The sequence below is a fragment of the Hymenobacter tibetensis genome (assembly GCF_022827545.1).
GTDB lineage: Bacteria > Bacteroidota > Bacteroidia > Cytophagales > Hymenobacteraceae > Hymenobacter > Hymenobacter tibetensis.
In genome coordinates, this window is sequence record NZ_CP094669.1 from 5,154,528 (window position 1) to 5,174,364 (window position 19,837).

Genomic DNA, 19,837 nt, shown 5'->3' on the forward strand with positions numbered 1-19,837 from the left:
TTAGAATATATACTATACGAGCCGTCTTAAAAAAGAGTTAACCTCCTCCTCTGTATTACCCTCTGTTTGCCATTGAAGGCGAGCTACATCTGTCCTAGCCAAGCCGTAGCAGTTTCCAGACTATCGAAAGTTAGGATGAGCGGGCGAGTGGTATGCTGCAGGGTGAGGTCGGTGGAGAGGCGGCTGTACAGGTTGGGAGAGTATATCCAGGCAAAATACTGCAGCCCGGCTTCGGCCATGGCAGGAAACCACACGCGGCCGCCCCATTCTGCCGCATCGGCCCACATGCTTGTCACACGAGTGTTGTCGTTGAGTACCTTGTGGCACCGCTCGTCGCGCAGGCAGTCCAGCATCTTCAGGCACCCCGCTTGTACCGATTCCAGCGTCTGGTCTCCCGTCCAATCCACGTATAGCCACTCATAGTTGTAGTCATACACAATCGTGACGTAGGAAGTCTGGAATAGTACGTGTTGAGCCATCTGTTGAAAGGTGTTGGGAGTAGCAGAGCGGAAGCGTAAAGGTAGACCGGAATCCTATACTCAATGTTTCAGCAAGCTCAAGTGTAATCGAACAAAAAAGCCCCCTGAAGTTGTAGTATAAGTCTGCGGGCCCGCGACGTCCGTTGGCGCTGTATTTGCGTACATGTGCCGTTCCGTTTTCACTTGTTTCTTTTTGCCTGATGTCGTTTTTGAAATTGAAATCTTATTTGATGGGCTTGCTGCTGCTCACTATGGCATGCGGCCAGCAAAGCCCCGCCGGCGCCCAGACGCTACGGTCTACCGCTGGCGGCTTGCCTACCACGGCCCAGGCCAAGGGTCTGGCGGTGGCTACCTTTGCCGGGGGCTGCTTCTGGTGCACAGAGGAGGTGTTCGAAGAGCTGCGCGGCGTGCAGTACGTGGTATCGGGCTATGCAGGAGGGAAAGAGCAGAACCCCACGTACGAGCAAGTAGGTAGCGGCCGTACCAGCCACGCCGAAAGCTTTCAGGTGTACTACAACCCGCAGCAAATCAGCTACCAGCAGTTACTCGACGTGTTCTTCTTAGCCGGCCACGACCCTACTACGCTTAACCGGCAAGGCCCCGACGCTGGCACGCAGTACCGCTCCGTGGCCTTCTATCGTACGCCCCAGGAAAAGCAGCTCATCGATGCTACCATCAAACGGGTAAATGCCTCCAAGCATTACCCCGACCCCATCGTAACGCAGGTCACGCCTTTCACACAGTTCTGGCCAGCCGAAGACTACCACCAGGGCTACTACCGCCTGCACCCCGATAATCCGTACATCCAATCGGTATCGGTACCCAAGGTGATGAAGTTCCGCAAAGCCTACCCCCAGCTGCTCAAGAAGCCTATCTAACCAGCGCTGGCCATTCAGAAACCGCCGACCTCATCTGGGTTCGGCGGTTTGTTTGTAGGGCGGTTGCTCGGCAAGCTCCACCGTACTTTTTTCAACTAGTTAGCTCCGCTACTCCTAATAGTGAAGTTCGGAACGGACGCGTACCTTGGAGTTCTGAAGCAGAGGTATTTCTCTCCGCAACGCGCGTCATGCTACCCACCCTGCCCGACTTTCAACTGCTGTTTGACGCGCTGCCAACTCCTTACTTGGCCTTGGCTTCCCCCAGCCTAACGGTGGTGGCGGCGAATGCGGCCAGCCAGGCGGCCGTTGGCTTAGAAGTACCACTGCTCGGGCGGGCCGCGCCCGAGCTGTTTGGAGCTACGGAGGCGGCTTGGCAGGCGGCGCTGAAAACCACGGGTATGGGTTGCCCGCTTCCCGTGTATTTGTCTCGGCCCGAAGGCCAGGCAGGCGCCTACGATGTGTGCTGCTGGCACCTAATGCTCACGCCCGTACGGCTGCCCACAGGGGAAGTGCATTATTGGCTGTGCCAGCTGCAAGAACAGCCCGCCATGCGCATGGAGGTGAAAGCTGCTTCCAGCCTCGAACTGGAGTCAGAGCAGTTTCGCTTTCTGGCAGAGTTTATTCCGCAGCTGGTGTGGATCACTGACGCCAATGGGCGCTACCAGTACTTCAATGCCCGCTGGATGGCCTATACCGGCCACACAGTAGCCGACGGCGACGTACCGGGCCTGTGGCGGGCCATGACGCACCCCGACGACCAGCAGCGTGTGCGCCGCCAATGGCGCCACTCCCTTACCAGCGGCCAAGCCTACGAGATAGAGCATCGGTTCAGGGCCCGCAATGGCTCGTTTCGTTGGTTTCTGAGCCAGGCCTTACCCCAGCGCGACGCGGCCGGCAACATTGTGTGTTGGTTTGGTACCAGCACCGACATCGATGATCAGAAACGCACGCGCCAGCTCCTCGAAGAAAAAGACCAGCAGCTCCAACAGATCTTGAGCCAGGTGCCCGCCTACATTGCCACCCTCACCGGCCCGAACCACGTGTACCGCTACGTAAACGAGCGGGCGCAGCAGCTATTTCGGGGGCAAGCTCGCGTGGGCTTGCCGGCGGCCCAGGCAGCTCCCGAGCTCGTGGAGCAGGGCTTCATTGCCCTCATCGACGATGTGTACCGCACGGGGCAGCCTTTTGTCTTGCATGAAATACCCTTTCACTCCACCGACCAGTCAGCTGGCCGGGAACAGTGGTTTTTCAACGGTGTGTTTCAACCCTTGCTGGACGAGGAAAACCAAACGCAAGGCATCTTGGTGTTTGGCATCGACGTGACCGAGCAAGTGCACGCCAAGCAACGCGCAGCCGAGCTGCTAGAAGAAATACGCTACCAGGACCGTGAGTTTCAGCAGGCGCTGGAGTCGCTGCCACAAATGGCCTGGGTGTCGAGGCCCGAAGGAGGCGTGCTGTACTACAACCAACGCTGGTACGATTTCACGGGTGGCACCTTCGAGAACATGCGCGAGCAAGGGTGGGAAAACTTCATTCACCCCGACGACCTGCCCAACACGCAACGTAAATGGAAAGCCGCGCTGCGTGCGGGCACCACCTTTGAAACCGAGCACCGCTGGCGCAGCCAGACGGGAGAGTACCGCTGGTTTCTGGCTCGGGCCGAGGCCATTCGGCGGGAAGATGGCCGTATCCTGCGTTGGGTGGGCAGCAACACCGACATCGATGATAAGCGGCTCGCGCAGGTGCGGCTCGAAGAGAAAGACCGGCAGCTGCTTCAAATTTTGAGCCAAGCCCCGGCTTCTATTGCCACGCTGGAAGGGCCGGAACACCGCCTCACTTTTTTCAATGACAGCTACTCCGTCTTTGTTGGCGGCCGCACCGAGCTGGGGCGCCGGGTAGCTGATCTGCTACCGGAAGTGGAAGAGCAAGGCTTCATTGCCCTCCTCGATGACGTGTACACTACCGGCCAGCCCCGGATGGTTTTCGAGACACTTATTGCCCTGAAGCAGCCCGGCACCACTACCTTCCGGCAACACTACGTTACGTTCTCCTACCAGCCCCTGCACGACGAGCAACACCGCGTGAAGGGGGTGCTGGCTTTCATTCTGGACATCACCGAGCAAGTGCGCAGTCGGCAGCAGTCGGAGGCCCTGGAGGCCCAGATACGCCGCCGCGACGAACAGGTGCGGCTCATGACGGAGTCGTTGCCGGTGATGACCTTTGTCTGCAACCCCTCCGGGGACATCGTGTACGCCGGCCCGCAATGGTACGCCTTCACCGGCACTAGCCCTGCTACCAACGATATCAACGGTTCCTGGCCTGAGCTGCTGCACCCCGACGACCTGCCTACCATCCGGCGGGAATACGGGGCCGCTCTGCAAGAGAGCCGGGCCTGGAGCTACGAGTTTCGGCTGCGCCGCCACGATGGGCAGTACCGCTGGATACTAAGCCGGGGCATACCTGAGTTCGACGCCACGGGCCGCGTCCGGTGCTGGTATTGCACCAACACCGAGGTGCACGAGGAACACGAATTGCGCGAGCAGCTGCAAGCACAGAACGCCGAGCTGTTGCGCACCAACGAGAGCCTCGACAACTTCGTGTACACCACCTCCCACGACCTGCGCCAGCCCATCAACAACATGGCGGGCATCTTTCAGGAGCTGATTCGCACGGCTTCCTTTCCCGATCCGGATGCCGTGAAGCTGGTGGCGATGTTCGAGCGGGCCCTCACGCAAATCAATGATACCATTCATGATTTGTCGGAATTGATACAGGTGCAGAAGCAGCGCCAATACCTGGACACGGAGCGTATCGACCTAACAGCATTTACGGCGGAAGTGCTGGCCAGCATCCAAGACCAGCTTACAGCATCGGGGGCCACGGTTACCACCAATTTCGAGGCGGCACCAACCATTCAGTTTGTGCGGCCTAGCCTACAGAGCGTGCTCTACAATTTGGTTAGCAACGCGCTTAAATACGCCGCTCCCGACCGCCAGGCCCATATTCAGCTAAGCAGCTACCCACTCAAAAACTATGTGGTGCTGGTGGTGGAAGACAATGGAATAGGCATTGATATGGCGCGCTTTGGCAGCCAGCTATTTCAGCTGTTCCGCCGCTTCCACGACCATGTTGACGGGTCGGGAGTAGGCCTGTATCTGGTCAACCGGATAGTGCAGAGCCACGGGGGCCGCGTGGAGGTGGAAAGCACTGTGAACGAAGGCGCCGCTTTCCGGGTGTACTTGCCCCTGTAGTACGAGAGCCTACCAATCGGCCACAATGTTTGTTTCTGGATGCGAAGCCCTACCAGGCTATCTGGCAGGGCTTTTTGCAGGGTGCTTTTCGTAGGTCTGAAGCGGGGGCTTTACCTTAGGCATCCAACTGCCGGGGTTGCCCGCCGCTTCCACTAATCTCTCGTTCATGTTTCCTATCGTTTCCAAGCTGCCTGATGTGGGCACCAGTATTTTTTCGGTGATGACGCAGCTGGCTCAGGAATGCGGAGCCATCAACCTGGCGCAGGGCTTTCCTGATTATGACCCGCCCCTGGCCTTGCAGGAAGCGCTGGCCCGCCACGCCACCACGCCTGGCCACCACCAGTATGCCCCCATGCCTGGCTTGCCACGCCTGCGCGAAGCCATTGCCCACAAAACGGCCCGCGTCTACCAGGTTCCCGCACCCGACCCCGCCACCGAAATAACCGTGACATGCGGCGCCACCGAGGCGCTTTACGCCGCGCTGGCCGCCGTGGTCCATCCCGGCGACGAGGTAGTTGTGCTCGAACCAGCCTATGATCTGTATGGTCCGGCCATCCGGCTGCAAGGCGGCATTCCAGTGTACGTCCCTCTTGACTCGCCCACTTTCCGCATCAATTGGGAGCGGGTGCGGGCGGCTCTTACGCCACGTACGCGCCTGCTCATGATCAACTCGCCCCACAACCCCAGCGGCGCCGTCCTAACCACCGAAGACCTAGAGTCCCTGGCTGCGCTGGTAGCCGATACCCCCATTTTGATACTCAGCGACGAGGTGTACGAGCACATGGTGTTTGATGGCGTACCGCACCGCAGCGCGCTACAACACCCTGCCTTGCGGGAGCGGACGTTTGTGCTTTCCTCCTTCGGCAAAACCTACCATGCCACTGGCTGGAAAGTAGGGTATTGCATTGCCCCACCAGCCCTCACCGCCGAACTGCGCCGGGTCCACCAGTTCCTGACTTTTGCCGTGAGCACGCCCACCCAGCACGCCCTCGCCGACGCCCTCGAAACCGACCCCGCGCACGACCAGCAGTTGCCGGCCTTCTACCAGCCGAAGCGCGACCTATTTCGGGAGTTGCTCGCCGCTTCGCGCTTCGAGCTGCTGCCGGTTCTGGGTGGCTATTTCCAGTTGGCCCGCTACTCTCAGATATCCACTACGGAAAGCGACGTAGCCTTCGCGCAGCGCCTCACCCGCGAATCTGGCGTGGCGGTTGTGCCTGTTTCAGCGTTCTACCACAACGGCCATGACGAAGGTTTAATTCGGTTTTGCTTCGCCAAACAAGAAGCAACACTACGGGCTGCTGCTGATCGGTTGCGCGAACTGTAGCCAACCAGCAAAGGCAATTAGGTGACGCAACCTGCGTTAGGGAGTTTTCTTGCGCCCAACCACCACGCGGTGCTCCGCACAATCATCAAGTATTCCGCTTGGAACAGTGCTTGCGTGCGGGTTGAGGGGGCGCGAATTATTTTGGGAACTATAACGGTATCTGCTGGCAGCTACCTTATATTTCTTGATAGTTATACTGACCTTCTTCTACCTCCTATTGCCCCACTTCCGTGTCTGATCTAACCGTTTCTTTCGTACAGGCTTCGTTGCAATGGCACGATGCAAAGGCCAATCGGGCCGAGCTACGCCGGCATGTTGATGAAATATCCATTGCCACCGACCTGATTGTGCTGCCGGAAATGTTCACCACGGGCTTCAGCATGGAAGCTGCTAAGCTGGCCGAAACCATGGATGGCCCTACGGTAGCGTGGCTGCGTGAGCTAGCCGCTGCCCGTGATGCCGTCATGACTGGTAGCATCATCATCAAAGAGAAAGAGCAGTATTACAACCGCCTGCTTTGGGTGCGGCCCGACGGTAGCTTAAGCTACTACAACAAGCGCCACCTGTTCACGATGGCCAACGAGCACCACACCTACGTGGCCGGCACGGAACGCCTAGTAGAGGAATGGCGCGGGTGGCGCATCTGCCCCCTGGTATGCTACGACTTGCGTTTTCCAGTTTGGAGCCGCAACTCCGTCACGCAGCCCTACGACCTGTTGCTGTACGTGGCCAACTGGCCGGCTGCCCGCCGCACTGCCTGGATGACGCTCCTGCGTGCCCGTGCCATTGAGAACCTGGCGTATACTATGGGTGTGAACTGCGTAGGCATTGACGGGAACAGCCTCGCTTACGCCGGCGACTCAGCCCTGCTGGATATGCGTGGCGAGTACTTGGTAGAAGTAGGCAACCAGGAAACTGGCATCACCCGTTCCCTTCGCCGCGCCGACCTTGACGCCTTCCGTGAACGGTTCCCCGCCCTCCACGACGCCGACTCCTTCGAGATGACGCAGTTGGCGAAATGGTAAGTGAAAGGCGCGGTTGCTGTTACGCTCCAACAGAGCCAACAACCGCGCCTTCCTAGCTATTTTACCACCAGTCGCTGCATACCTAGCCGGCCGTCGGTGGTTTCGCAGCGCACCAGGTAGAGGCCGGCGGCTAGCCCACGCAGGTCCACTTCGTGCCGCCGGGCGAGGATCGTACCCTTACGCATGGTACGCCCCGTGAGGTCGAGTAGGGTGAGCTGCACGGGTTGGGGCGCTTCCACGGTGGTTGTGCTGGTAGCCGGATTGGGATAGAGTGAAAGCGGCAGGTTTTGGGCGGCGTTGCGCGTGCTCAATACCCGGTTTCGGGGGGCAGCCGCTAGCACCCCACCGCTTTCCATCCCGATGAACAGTTCTAGTCCGCCGTCGCCATCTACGTCGTTGGCAGCCAGGGTGAAGTGGTTCTGGTCACGGACTCCGAGTAGTGCGTTCTCGTAGGAGCCCAACGCATTGTTGTAGAACAAGTTGGTGCAGTCGAGAAAGACGCTGCTTTGCGCCCGCAGATTGCTGAACAGCCGCACAGTGCCGGATGCATCCGTAACGAGCAAATCGGGCGTACCGTCGCTGTCGAAGTCGGCTACCAATGGGCAAAGGTTAACGGGCCGGGTATTGTTGGCCGAACGAATCTGCCCGTAGTCGGCATTGGCTACTACAAACGCGTTTTCCAGGCTGCTGCTGCCGTTGTTGCGGTAGTAGCGCAGGCTTTGGCCTGGCAAGTCGGTGCGGATGGAATTGGTGCCGTAGAGCAAGTCCACGTTGCCGTCATTATCTACATCGAAGAACGTAGCCGTGTCGAACTCACCGTTGGGCACGTTGTTGATGGTGCGCATCGTGCTGGTAGTGAAGCTAGGCGCCTGCCCCGCCGCGGCTTGGTTCAGGTAGAACCCCAGAAACGAGCTTCGCCCTGTGGCATAGTACCCGATGCACGCCAAATCCAGCGCCCCATCCCGGTTCAAGTCGACGATAACGGGTTGCAGCCGACCGAACTTTTTGGACGACAAGTTCAGGTAGTCGGTGGTAACCAGCTGGTAGACGGCGCGGGTGGCCGTGCCAGTGTTGCGGTAATGGGCTACGGAAGCCACAAAGAAGTTGCCAGGCGCGTCTCGGCGCGTACCAGCCACCAGCATATCCTTTAGCCCGTCGCCATCCACATCTAGAAAGGCGGGAGCAGCCAACGAGCTGGCTTCTATCATATCTCGTTGCAGAAAGTCCTGCTGGCGGAACTGGAAGTTGGTGGCTGCCCCGGTGCCCGCGTTTTCATAAAACCACACCGACTGGCGGGTGTCCAGCGTGTCGAGGTTGTCGAACACGCTCGGCGCCACCAGCAGGTCAAGTCGGCCATCAAAGTTTACGTCCAAGTGGTAACCGGCCGGGAAGTTCGGCACGCGGGCCGGGGTGGTGCCCGTCGGGAAACTGCTGTTGAGGCTGGTAGCCGACATGCTTTCCTGCTGGCTGTTGCCTTGGTTGACCATGGCCACCAGCTCCGAGCAATAGTCGCGGCCAATCACCAGATCCTTGTCACCGTCGGCATCCAGATCCAAGGCCAGTATGTTGCTGCCAAACGTATGCTGCACACCACCGGGGCGGCACAGCGTGGTAGGCGAGAAACTATAGGAACCACAGCTCCCCAAACACGACTGAATATTGCCCCAGCTAGCCGATGCCAGCGCAAACTGCAACCCGCCGCAGGCGCTGGTGCTCGTGTTGCGGTAATAGGTCACGTACTTGTTGTTGTCCCAATCATAAAGCAGGATATCGAGCCGGCCGTCGCCATTGACGTCGGTGATGGCCGGTAAGTTCACGCCCGTGTTTATGTTCACCTGATTAGCACCCACCAGGGCCGAAAGCAGGGCAGTAACCAACTGAAACGAAGGGCGGCCACCCGGCCCAGCCACGTTGCGAAACACTTGAATATCCACCTCACTGGTCCCGCTGGTAAACAGATCGGGTCGGCCGTCACAGTCGTAGTCGCGCAGGAGGGCGAAATTGTGTATGCCTACCGGAAACAGGGCCTCGTAGTCGGGGGCATACTGCCACTGGCGGCCACCGCCCGCCGCTACGTTGAGGTACGTAAGTACTCGGCGGATGCGTCGGTCGAAGATAAAGAGGTCTTCCTGGCCATCGGCATTTAGGTCGATGCTCGAAAACTGAGGCGAATCAAGCCCGCCAGCCCACGCATTGCGCAGGGTATCGGTGCCTTGCACTACTTTTGCCACCGAGCGCAATTCGAAGCCAAACGCCGTAGATTGAGCAACGGCCGGACTGGCGCACAGCCAGCTACAGCACACAAGCAAAGGAAGTAGAAAGCGTAATGTCATGTAGCTGGTGGCAGGTTTTCAGTAAAACACAACAAGTTAATTTTAAGTTACTACAATATCATGCAAGGCATAGCAGCCCTTTACGACCAGTTCCGCGCCAGTGCTTCCGTTAGCACCGACTCGCGGCAGGCCCAAACCAACACGCTGTTTTTCGCCTTGAATGGCCCCACTTTCCGCGGAGTGGATTTCGCCCCCCAGGCTCTGGCCCAAGGGGCTCGGCACGCCGTAGTGGACGATGCCGCGCTGGCGGCCGAACACCCCGAGCACTATACCTACGCCGCCGACCCGCTCCGCACCCTGCAAGACCTCGCCCAGTATCACCGCCGGCAGCTACGCATTCCGGTTCTGGGCATCACCGGCTCGAACGGCAAAACCACCACCAAAGAGTTGATTCACGCTGTGCTGAGCCGGCGCTTCCGGGTACAGTACACCCGCGGCAACCTCAACAACCACATTGGGGTACCGCTCACGCTGCTTAGCATTCGCGAAGAGGAGCACGAGTTGGCCATTGTGGAAATGGGCGCCAACCACCGCGGCGAAATAGAGCTATTGAGTTCCATTGCCGAGCCCACCCACGGGTTGATTACCAACATCGGGAAGGCACACTTAGAGGGCTTTGGCGGCCAGGAAGGCATAGCGCAGGGGAAAGCCGAGTTGTTCCGGTTTCTGGCCGCAACGGGTGGTACTGCTTTCGTAAATACGTTGGATGCTCGGTTGGTGGAGTTGGGCGCTATGGTGCCGCAGCGCGTGAGCTACCCCGCTCCCTCCGATACCTACCCCGCCACTTTTGTTGGCGCCACGCCACACGTCAGTTTCCGCCTGCCCGATAACACGCTGGTAGAGGCGCACATCACCGGCGACTACAACTTCCCGAACCTGGCTGCCGCCGCCGCGGTTGGGCAGCACTTCGGCGTTCCGACACTCGACATTGCCGAGGCATTGGCTTCCTATGCGCCAACCAACAACCGCTCCCAGCTCGTGCGAACAAGCCGCAACGAGGTGATACTCGATGCCTACAACGCCAACCCCAGCAGCATGGCGGCGGCATTGCGCAGCTTTGCTACTCGCCCCGGCGCCAGCAACGCCAACAAGGTGGTTGTACTCGGTGACATGTTTGAATTGGGGGAGGAAAGCCCTGCCGAGCACCAGGCTCTGGGTCACCTGCTAGCCGATTTGCCATTTGGCATGGTGGTGCTAATCGGTCCGGAAATGCGCATGGCCAACTCAGCTTTTGGTGCTGCGCATTACTTCACCACCAAAGCTGAAGCGGCTGCTTGGCTGCACGCCCAGGCACTGCAAGGCCGCCAGTTGCTCATCAAAGGCTCCCGCGGCATGGGGCTAGAAACGCTACTAGAACTAGTCTGAATACTCCTTCGCTTCAGGGTTGTATGAAGAGTAGCGCGGAAATCTGTTCCGCGCTACTCTTCATTACTAGAAGGGGCTCTCGAATTCTGCCAGCAAGGGTAGAACTTGGTCTTTGTCGGATACGTTCGGGGAATCTACTCCCCAGTTAAGGCCAAGGGCCGGGTCGTTCCAACGGAGGCCACCTTCCGCGCTGGGCTGATAATACTCCGAGCACTTGTACAGGAAAAGCGTGTTGTCTTCGAGCGCCATAAAGCCGTGGGCGAAGCCTATGGGCACGTACAGTACGTTGCACCGCTCTGCATCCAGCTCCACCGTCACGTGCTGGCCGTAAGTGGCGGAGTCGCGGCGTAAATCCACGATGATGTCGAGGGCGCGGCCCTGGGCTACGCGCACGAGCTTAGCCTGGGCATAGGGTGGGCGCTGAAAATGCAGACCGCGCAATACCCCCCGGGCCGAACTCGACTGATTGTCCTGCACCCAGTCGTGGTGGACGCCCGCTTGCTCGTAGAGCCGGGCGCTAAACGACTCGAAGAAGATACCACGGGCATCCCCAAAAATGCGGGGCAGAAATTCTACGACACCCGCTAGGGCATGCTGCTTGATTTCCATGTGGAAAGATTAGTCGTTTTTCTGGTAATTGAAGCGGTTGAGGAAGCAAGTTAGGCTGTTGCCTAATTCTTAGCGGCGCTTTGTCTGCACCGATGCCACCTCGGCCAAGTACTTGTCGAGTACGATTTGCTCGTCGAACTTGGTTTCGGCGAGCTGGCGGCCTGCGCGGCCCATAGCTTCCAGCTCCGTATCAGGGAGGTGCAGAATCTGCAGCATTTTATCGGCTAGATCCGGGGCATTGCGCACTTGGCAGAGCAGCCCGTTGAGGCCATCTTCCACGGTTTCGCGGCAGCCGGGCACGTTGGTCGTGACGATGGGTTTGCCCATGGCCGCGGCTTCGAGCAAGGTTTTGGGCGTGCCTTCGCGGTACGAGGGCAGCACCACGCAGTCGGCCTTTCGGATGTAGGCGGCCACGTCGTCGGTGGTGCCTAGGTACTCGATGTTGCCGGCGGTTAGCCACTGCTCGAACACCACGCGCTTCACGCCCACCCCGCCAGACTCGTCTACCCCACCGAGGAGCTGCACCCGGGTACCCGGCACTGCTTCCCGTACCAGACGGGCGGCCTCGAAGTACTCTTCCACCCCTTTCTCGTACAGCACCCGTGCTATCATCAGAAACACAAACGGCTGCTGGCGAGTGAATTCAGTGGCTGGCACAAAACGCTTGGTATCAACACCCGACCCCGGCAGCACGTCCGTTATATTGGCCCGAACGAGCTGGTGCTGCAGAAACAAGGCCCGGTCGTCGCCGTTCTGGAAAAACACTTTGCGCGGAAATCGGAAAGCATAGCGGTAAAGCTGGAGGGCCACTTTGCTCACGAAGTTCGGTACCAGAAACACGGTGCCCAACCCCGATACGTTGTTGACGCTTGGAATGCCTGCCAGCCGGGCCGCCAGTGCACCGTAGATGTTGGGCTTGATGGTGTAATGCAAAACTACATCGGGCCGCTCGCGCCGATAAATGCCGTAGAAGCGCCGGGTCAACTGGGCGTCTTTCACTGGGTTGGTACCTTTGTTTTCCATCAGGATGGGCACGTAACGGCATCCTAACTCGGTTTCCAACCGCTCGGAATAGGCATCAGGCGGCGCAATGGCCACCACTTCGTGGCCAGCAGCTTGCAAGGCCTGCACTAAGCTGCGCCGAAAATTCCAGATGTTCCAAGAGGTATTTATAACAATGGCAACGCGCACGGATAGTAACTAAGAGAAAAGTATCGGAAGGAAGCTAACTGCAAAGATAACGGCGTGAGCAGGGCAAAGCAGGTTTCGAGCACCTGCAACAAGATAAATTGAGTGGAAGGCGTTAGTCGTAGCACAATTTATGTAGGCCGTTGGGCTTTTTCAGGCCTTACCTTTGTTTACTGATAGCAACGACTTACCAGTTCTCCACCTCACTATCGCACCTTTGTTCACGCTTCTTATCCGTCTTCATGCTGTTGTAGTGCTGCTGGCACTGCTGTTTTTTGGCTACAAGCTGCTGTTGCTGCTTACCAACCAAACCGAGGTGCTGCGGAATCTGCGGGCCCGCACCCGCTGGACTGACAGCACCCTACTAGCGGCCGGTTTGCTGACCGGTGTGGCAGCCCTGCTGACGTTTCCTGCATCTGTAGCAGCAGGAACATGGTTTGTGGTGCTATACCTGACAGCGTTCCTGCTGTTCTTTGTTAGAGCGCTGCGGCGGGAAAGCAAGGGACTAGCCGCCTTTTACTTGCTCGGATTTGTGGTTTTATATGGCCTACAGGCGCACGGCGCTGTGTTCACTCAGCCCCTCCAGCCTAATACCCTGCAACAGGCCCTGCTGGGTGAAGCGCCCAATGCTGCCGCTCTGAAAGCGCCTGTTACTCCCCTCGGCCGACCCGAAACTACTCCTACCCCCGACGCCGTTCCTCCCGTTGACACGCTTCCCGACGACAGCCCTGGGCTGTCGGAAGCGGAAGCGGCGGCGCTTGAAGCGGCCTCGGCCAGCGCAGCCCTGGCCTCTCCCCCCGCCGACCCCGAAGGCGAAGCCCTGCTCGCCGATGGCAAAGTGCTGTACACCGAAAACTGCGCGGTGTGTCACGGAGCCGATGGCCGGCTAGGTCTCAACGGCGCCCACGACCTCAGCAAAAGCAACCTCAACACCACCGGCCGCGTGTATATGGTTACGCAGGGCCTCGGCAAAATGCCCTCCTTCAAAGACAAGCTGACCGCTTCCCAGATTCAGCAGGTGGTAGCCTACTCCATCAGCTTGAAATAAACCACCCCGCCCTCGCTTCTGCTGCCTCCCGTTTGTTTGGCTACCTTACTGCACGGGCTACGGCTAGCTCTTTGCGGGGCGTGTTGGGTGCATGACGTTGTTTTCAAGCGGCTAGGCTCAACCTGCGCCGCAACTTGCGTTATTTACAAGAGTATACTGCCTAGTGAAAGCTAAAACCGAGGCCAGCTTCCGGGCGGCTCTCGTGATGCTAGCTTCCCGACGGAAGCGTGTGCTTTATTAGCTATTTATATCGTCCTTTTTACTTCCTGCTCTCTACATGGCGAAGAAATCAAATTCCGGTGGCCGCCAGCAAACCAATAGCACCCGCCATCCTGGCGCCACTGATAACGTGTCTGGCCGAGTAGGCCGCATTCTGGCTAAAGCAAACAAGGATGGCACCTACGAAACGGCCGTGCAGCGCGAAACCGCCGTACTCGTGGCCGTACCCGACAAGCGCCAGGCAGAAGCCCGCACCCAAGAGTACCTCGACGAGTTGGAATTTCTGGCTGAAACGGCCGGTGTGGGCGTGAAAAAACGCTTCGTGCAGCGCCTCGACAAACCCGACATCCGCACGTTTGTGGGGGAAGGCAAGCTAGCCGAAATCAAGGCGTACGTGATGCACGAAGACATCAGCGTCGTTATTTTCGACGACGACCTGTCGCCTTCGCAGCTCCGCAACTTGGAAGCCGAGCTGGCCGTGAAAATAGTGGACCGCTCCCTGCTCATCATCGACATCTTCGCTACCCGGGCCAAGTCGGCGACGGCACGGGCGCAGGTGGAACTGGCGCAGTACCAGTACCTGCTGCCGCGCCTGACGGGTTTGTGGAGTCACTTGAGCCGGCAGCGTGGCGGGGGCGTGAGTATGCGCGGACCAGGGGAAACGGAAATCGAGACGGACCGACGCGTAGTGCGCGACCGGATAGCACTGCTGAAAGAGAAGCTCAAAGACTTCGACAAGCAGAGCCACACCCAGCGCAAGTCGCGGGGTGGTATTGTGCGCGTGGCGCTGGTAGGGTACACCAACGTAGGCAAAAGCACCATCATGAACCTGTTGAGCCGCTCCGACGTGTTTGCCGAGAACAAGCTCTTTGCCACCGTCGATTCTACAGTGCGCAAGATTTCGTTTGACAACGTACCCTTCTTACTTTCCGACACGGTAGGGTTCATTCGCAAATTGCCTACCCGTCTGATTGAAAGCTTCAAGAGCACGCTCGACGAAATCCGGGAAGCCGACTTGCTGGTGCACGTGGTGGATATCTCGCACCCCTCATTTGAGGAGCAGATTGAGGTGGTCAACGAGACCCTCAAGGATATTGAAGCCGCCGATAAGCCCATGCTACTGGTCTTCAACAAGATAGACCAGTATCGCACAGATACTGAGACCGAGCGGCAGGCAGGGTTTGAAGGCATGAACGAAGACGAAGATGCTCCAAGTCGGCCTACCCTCACGCAGCTCCAAGCCACCTACATGGCCAAGATGCATGACCCAGTGATTTTCGTATCGGCTCAGGAACGCGAGAACATAGAGGAGCTACGCGCCTTACTCACGCGGCATGTGGCGAAATTCCATTATCAGCGCTACCCAAACACGATAGTAGACCACCTGGACGGCGAGTAAACGCTGGCTTCTGCTGCACAGAAAAGCCTTGGCAAACGCCGAGGCTTTTTTTATGCTCCGCTGGCAAAAGCAGTAAGATCTGCACTACTGCTCAAAGGTTGGCCTGAAAAGCATAGCTAATTTGTAATATCACAATTTTATATGGTTATAAGTGCTATTTTAATAATACATTGACTTCCACTGCTCTAATCCACTAACCAAACCAACGTATGAAGTCAAATTTTTACGCTCTTGCTTTGTCTTTTCTAGGCTTAGCCACTACTGCTTTTGCGCAAGAGGCCCGTTTAGCGTTCGATGGTACCCGCACACAGCCAGGCCGGCAGTGCGCTACCATGGAAGTGCTGCAAGCTCAAATGGCCGCCGACCCTTCTTTGGCCCAGCGCATGGCGGCAGTCGAAGCGCAAACCCGGAATTTCGAGACGAATCCTACGGCCAACCGCTCAACTGCAGGCGAGGTAATTATTCCGGTGGTAGTGCACGTGTTGTATAACACGTCCGACCAAAATGTAGCGACTACGCAGATAGAAGCCCAAATTAGAGTGTTGAATGAGGACTTCGCGAAAAGAAATGCGGATGCTGCCTCCATTCCACCTGAATTTGCAGGCGCAGCAGCCAGCACCAACATCCAATTCGTGTTGGCCAAGCGCGACCCAAACGGCGCTGCAACTACTGGCATTATCCGCAAGCAAACCAAAACCCGGTCGTGGAGCACCAACGACGCCGTGAAGAATTCCCGGCGCGGCGGCGATGATGCGTGGCCTACCAGCCAGTACCTGAACATCTGGGTATGCAACCTAGGCAATGGGCTGCTGGGCTACGCGCAGTTTCCGGGTGGCGCAGCCAGCACCGACGGCGTAGTGGTCCTGTACTCGTCGTTGCCGGGCGGTTCGTCTAAACCCTACGACAAAGGCCGTACTGCCACGCACGAAGTGGGGCACTGGCTGAACCTGCGGCATATATGGGGCGATGCTTCTTGCGGCAATGACTTGGTGCAGGACACGCCTACGCAGCAAACCAGCAACTACGGTTGCCCTTCGTTTCCACGGGTAACGTGCTCCAATGGCCCCACCGGCGACATGTTCATGAACTACATGGACTACACCGACGATGCCTGCATGTACATGTTCTCGGCGGGCCAGTCTACGCGCATGAACGCCCTGTTTGGTGCGGGTGGTCAACGTGCTTCCTTGCTGACTTCGCAGGGTGGCACTGCGCCACGGCAGGCAAGCAGCGTTGCGGCCTTGGCAACCGACCGCGCAGCCATTGGCATCTACCCAAACCCCGCCAGCCAGACGTTGAACGTATCGGTACCAGCCAAGCAGGCCAGTGCGTGGAGCGTGAAAGTGTATGATTTGCGCGGCTACGAAATGCGCCAAGCACGCTACGATGGGCAAGGCCATGTGCCAGTGGCCGGCTTGCCACAAGGACTCTACCAAGTGGTGGTATCCGACGGTCAGCAAACAATTCGGCAACGTTTTCAGAAAGATTAGCTTACTTACTGCCGGAGCCGGACCGTGTTGCAGCACTGCCCGTTTCCAGCACCCACACTCTTCCCTCATTCACCCATCCCGAAAAGCCCGCCTCCAAGCGGGCTTTTCTTGTATCGGCCCAGAGCCTAGTAGCAGTGCAAGCACACACGTGCTCAACAACTTGAAAAGCAAGGCGTGAGATGGTAGCGCCTACCTGCGGCCCAAGATCTTGCCCGAACCAAAGAAGGTATGCTTTTTGCCCGCTCGCGGGTCCTGCTTTATTTAGCTGGCAAGCAGCTCGATGCTATTATCTTTCTGTTGTGCTACGTGGCGGAAATAACCATTTTGCATACCCTGTAGTAAAGAGCCCTGCCCCTACGTTGTAATTCTCTTGTTTGCATGAAAAGCCTTTATCTGATGCGCCACGCTAAATCCAGCTGGAGCTTCGACGACCTCACCGATGAGCAACGCCCCCTCAACACCCGTGGCCGCGACGACGCGCCCTTGATGGGAAAGGCGCTGGCTAACCGCAACATCAAGCTGGATTTGCTGCTTTCCTCGGCGGCAGTGCGGGCGCTGACTACCGCGGCGCTGGTAGCCAAGGAAGTGGAATACCCCCACGAGAAGATAGCCGTGAACCCCGACATCTACCACGGCGACGTGCACACCCTGCTCAACATCGTGCGCGCCTGCCCCGACGAAGCCGAGTCGGTGCTGCTGGTGGGGCACAACAACACCATCACGGAGTTTGCTAACCTGCTGGCTCCCGACACATTACACCAAGAACTGCCCACCGCGGGCATCGTATGCCTGCATATCAATGCGCAAAGATGGTCGGAAGTTGACCAGGCCAATACCGAGTTCTACTTCTTCGACCGTCCCCGTGAAGGGAAGCACCACTAAGTTAACACACACCAGGAAGTAAGCGCCGGAATAGCCGCTGTTCGGCGGCGGCTTGTGTTGCCCTGCTTGCTTTTTTTTACTGCTCACGTTCTGGCCTTTGGGCTGCGCCTGAAAATTCAGTTAATTGATCAACCCCATGGAAAAAATCGAAAAGAAAGCCGCTGCGGAGCCGGTATTGCTGAACCGGGAACTAAGCTGGCTGGCTTTCAACCGACGGGTGCTTCAGGAAGCTCAAAACCCTGAGGTACCACTTTTGGAGCGCCTGAAGTTCATGGCCATTTTTTCCAGCAACCTCGACGAATACTTCAAGGTGCGGGTGGCTACGCTGCGGCGGCTGGTGAAACTGAAGAAGAAAACCCGGGCCAAGCTCGGGGACGATCCTACCGAACAGCTCAAAGACCTGCTCGAGGAAGTGCGTCGTCAGCAACAAGAGTTCGGCGACACGTTTCGCAACAGCTTGCAACCGGCGCTGCGGGAGCAGCACATCCACCTGATATCAGAGCACGACCTCACCGACGAGCAGCGGCAGTGGGTACAGCAATACTTCGAGCAGCAGGTACAGGACTTGCTTTCGCCCGTAATTCTGGACGACAACCTGCACCACCTGTTTCTGAAAGATCAGACGGTGTACTTGACCTTCTACCTCACGGAGCCAACTGAAGCCGCTGCAAAAAAGAAGAAGCACCACGCAGAGAACGAGCGGGTATTGGTGATGGAGCTACCCGTGAAACGGCACGGCAGCCGCTTTGTGCAGCTACCCAGCCAGGGAGAAGACCGGTACGTCATGTTCCTCGATGACGTGGTGCGGTGCTGCGCGCACACTCTGTTTCCGAAATTCAACAAAGTGCAGGTGCAGTCCATCAAACTCTCCCGCGATGCGGAATTGGACATTCAGGAAGAGGTGTCGGGCAACTTGATGGCCAAGATTAAGAGCAGCCTGCAAAAACGTGAAACGGGGTATCCGGCGCGCCTGCTCTACGACCCAGCTATGCCCAAAGAGGTGATGCAGGCGTTGATGCAGAAAACGGGCATTGGGAAAGACGAGCTAGTGGAAGGTAGCCGGTACCACAACTTCCGTGACTTCTTCGGCTTTCCCGACCTGGGCCTGAGCCACCTCGTGTACGAAGCCCAGCCCCCGCTTACGCACCCAACGCTCCCGCGCACGGGCCCGATGATTCCGGCCATTGCCGAGCGCGACCATCTGCTGCATCTGCCGTATCAGCCGTTTGACTACGTAACTCGTTTCCTGCTGGAGGCGGCCACCGACCCGTTGGTGAGTGGTATCAGCATCACGCTGTATCGGGTTTCCAGCAAGAGTGAAGTAGCCAAAGCCCTGCTGAAAGCCGTAAAGAACGGCAAGCAAGTGACCGTGGTAGTGGAACTGAAAGCGCGCTTCGACGAGGAAAGCAACATGTACTGGGCCGAGAAGCTACAGAAAGCTGGTGCCAACGTCATCTACGGCATTCCGGAGCTGAAAGTACACAGCAAGCTCGCCCTAGTAACCCGCGCCGAAAACGGCAAAAACCAACTCTATGCTTACCTAAGCACAGGCAATTTCAACGAGAATACCAGCAAGATCTACGCCGACCACGGCCTGTTCACGGCCGACCCGCGCCTGACGGGCGAGGTGGCGGAGGTGTTCCGCTACTTCTATGATCGGCAAGACAAAGTAGGCAGCTTCCATCATTTGCTGGTGGCTCCGTTCGAGTTGCGCGAACAGCTTAACGCCCTAGTTGACCACGAAATCAAGTTGGCCAAGCAAGGCAAGGACGCCTACATTATCTTGAAGCTGAACGCGCTGCAAGACGAGCGGATGATTCTAAAGCTCTACCAAGCCAGCGAGGCCGGCGTACGGGTAGAACTGCTGATACGGGGGATTTCCTGCTTGGTGCCGAGCCTGGATGGGCAGAGCACCAACATCAGCCAACGGGGCATTGTGGATCGGTATCTGGAGCACGCCCGCATTTACGTGTTCGGCAACGGAGGCGAAGAGAAAATCTACGTGGCGTCGTCCGACTGGATGGCCCGCAACCTCGACCGCCGGGTGGAAGTTGCCTTCCCCATTCTGCAAGACGACTTGCGCACCGAAGTCCGGTACCTGCTTGACCTACAGCGCACCGACAACGTGAAGTCCCGAGACTGGCAAAACAACTTCTTGGGTGCCGATGATGCCTCTGCTCCTCGCATCAGAGCCCAGGCCGAAACGTACGCCTACTTGAAAAAGCTAAGCCGCAAACGCAGTAAGCCCGCCCCCAAACCCGAAAAGTCCTAACGGTTTCAGTCAGCGCACCAGCCCCTAGTGCATAATGCGCCAGCTATGCACCAGAAAGCGGCCTCATCAAGCCCA

General features: G+C 58.0%; 14 protein-coding genes. 10 read left to right on the forward strand and 4 right to left on the reverse strand.

Annotation, left to right across the window (positions count from 1 at the left end; genetic code table 11):
• Positions 1–83: 83 nt before the first annotated feature.
• Positions 84–479: a hypothetical protein gene (locus tag MTX78_RS20735; protein WP_243797972.1), complete on the reverse strand. Its 396-nt coding sequence runs from the start codon at positions 477–479 to the stop codon at positions 84–86.
• Positions 480–679: 200 nt separating this feature from the next.
• Between MTX78_RS20735 and msrA the strand changes: the two genes are divergently transcribed.
• From msrA to MTX78_RS20755, 4 genes are all read left to right on the forward strand, one after another.
• Positions 680–1,357 (forward strand): peptide-methionine (S)-S-oxide reductase MsrA, encoded by a 678-nt coding sequence (gene msrA, locus MTX78_RS20740; RefSeq protein WP_243797974.1) that lies wholly within the window; start codon positions 680–682, stop codon positions 1,355–1,357.
• Positions 1,358–1,545: 188 nt separating this feature from the next.
• Positions 1,546–4,608 carry a PAS domain-containing protein gene (locus MTX78_RS20745; RefSeq protein ID WP_243797976.1) on the forward strand — a complete coding sequence of 1,021 codons (3,063 nt, stop codon included), beginning with the start codon at positions 1,546–1,548 and terminating at the stop codon, positions 4,606–4,608.
• 166 nt (positions 4,609–4,774) lie between these two features.
• Positions 4,775–5,932 (forward strand): methionine aminotransferase, encoded by a 1,158-nt coding sequence (locus MTX78_RS20750; protein ID WP_243797978.1) that lies wholly within the window; start codon positions 4,775–4,777, stop codon positions 5,930–5,932.
• 230 nt (positions 5,933–6,162) lie between these two features.
• Positions 6,163–6,957, forward strand: coding sequence for an amidohydrolase (locus tag MTX78_RS20755; RefSeq protein WP_243797980.1), 795 nt, complete (start codon positions 6,163–6,165; stop codon positions 6,955–6,957).
• Between the two features lie 56 nt (positions 6,958–7,013).
• Here MTX78_RS20755 and MTX78_RS20760 read toward each other — a convergent pair whose 3' ends face one another.
• A complete protein-coding gene (locus MTX78_RS20760) occupies positions 7,014–9,290 on the reverse strand; it encodes an FG-GAP-like repeat-containing protein (RefSeq protein ID WP_243797982.1) in 2,277 nt (758 codons plus the stop codon).
• Between the two features lie 60 nt (positions 9,291–9,350).
• Between MTX78_RS20760 and MTX78_RS20765 the strand changes: the two genes are divergently transcribed.
• Positions 9,351–10,655 carry a UDP-N-acetylmuramoyl-tripeptide--D-alanyl-D-alanine ligase gene (locus tag MTX78_RS20765; RefSeq protein WP_243797983.1) on the forward strand — a complete coding sequence of 435 codons (1,305 nt, stop codon included), beginning with the start codon at positions 9,351–9,353 and terminating at the stop codon, positions 10,653–10,655.
• 66 nt (positions 10,656–10,721) lie between these two features.
• Here MTX78_RS20765 and rfbC read toward each other — a convergent pair whose 3' ends face one another.
• A complete protein-coding gene (gene rfbC / locus MTX78_RS20770) occupies positions 10,722–11,264 on the reverse strand; it encodes a dTDP-4-dehydrorhamnose 3,5-epimerase (protein WP_243797985.1) in 543 nt (180 codons plus the stop codon).
• Positions 11,265–11,333: 69 nt separating this feature from the next.
• On the reverse strand, positions 11,334–12,455 hold the full coding sequence (locus tag MTX78_RS20775; RefSeq protein WP_243797986.1) for a glycosyltransferase family 4 protein: 1,122 nt from the start codon (positions 12,453–12,455) through the stop codon (positions 11,334–11,336).
• Positions 12,456–12,669: 214 nt separating this feature from the next.
• Between MTX78_RS20775 and MTX78_RS20780 the strand changes: the two genes are divergently transcribed.
• The 5 genes from MTX78_RS20780 (at position 12,670) to ppk1 (ending at position 19,762) form a co-directional block, all read left to right on the forward strand.
• A complete protein-coding gene (locus tag MTX78_RS20780) occupies positions 12,670–13,500 on the forward strand; it encodes a c-type cytochrome (RefSeq protein WP_243797988.1) in 831 nt (276 codons plus the stop codon).
• 277 nt (positions 13,501–13,777) lie between these two features.
• The gene (hflX, locus tag MTX78_RS20785; protein ID WP_243797990.1) at positions 13,778–15,118 is read left to right on the forward strand and encodes a GTPase HflX; all 1,341 of its coding nucleotides are present in this window, start codon (positions 13,778–13,780) and stop codon (positions 15,116–15,118) included.
• A 209-nt stretch (positions 15,119–15,327) separates the two neighbouring features.
• A complete protein-coding gene (locus tag MTX78_RS20790; RefSeq protein WP_243797992.1) occupies positions 15,328–16,608 on the forward strand; it encodes a M43 family zinc metalloprotease in 1,281 nt (426 codons plus the stop codon).
• A 378-nt stretch (positions 16,609–16,986) separates the two neighbouring features.
• Entirely contained in the window at positions 16,987–17,490 is a 504-nt protein-coding gene (locus MTX78_RS20795; RefSeq protein WP_243797993.1) for a SixA phosphatase family protein, read from the forward strand.
• A 136-nt stretch (positions 17,491–17,626) separates the two neighbouring features.
• On the forward strand, positions 17,627–19,762 hold the full coding sequence (gene ppk1, locus MTX78_RS20800) for a polyphosphate kinase 1 (RefSeq protein ID WP_243797995.1): 2,136 nt from the start codon (positions 17,627–17,629) through the stop codon (positions 19,760–19,762).
• Positions 19,763–19,837: the final 75 nt, after the last annotated feature.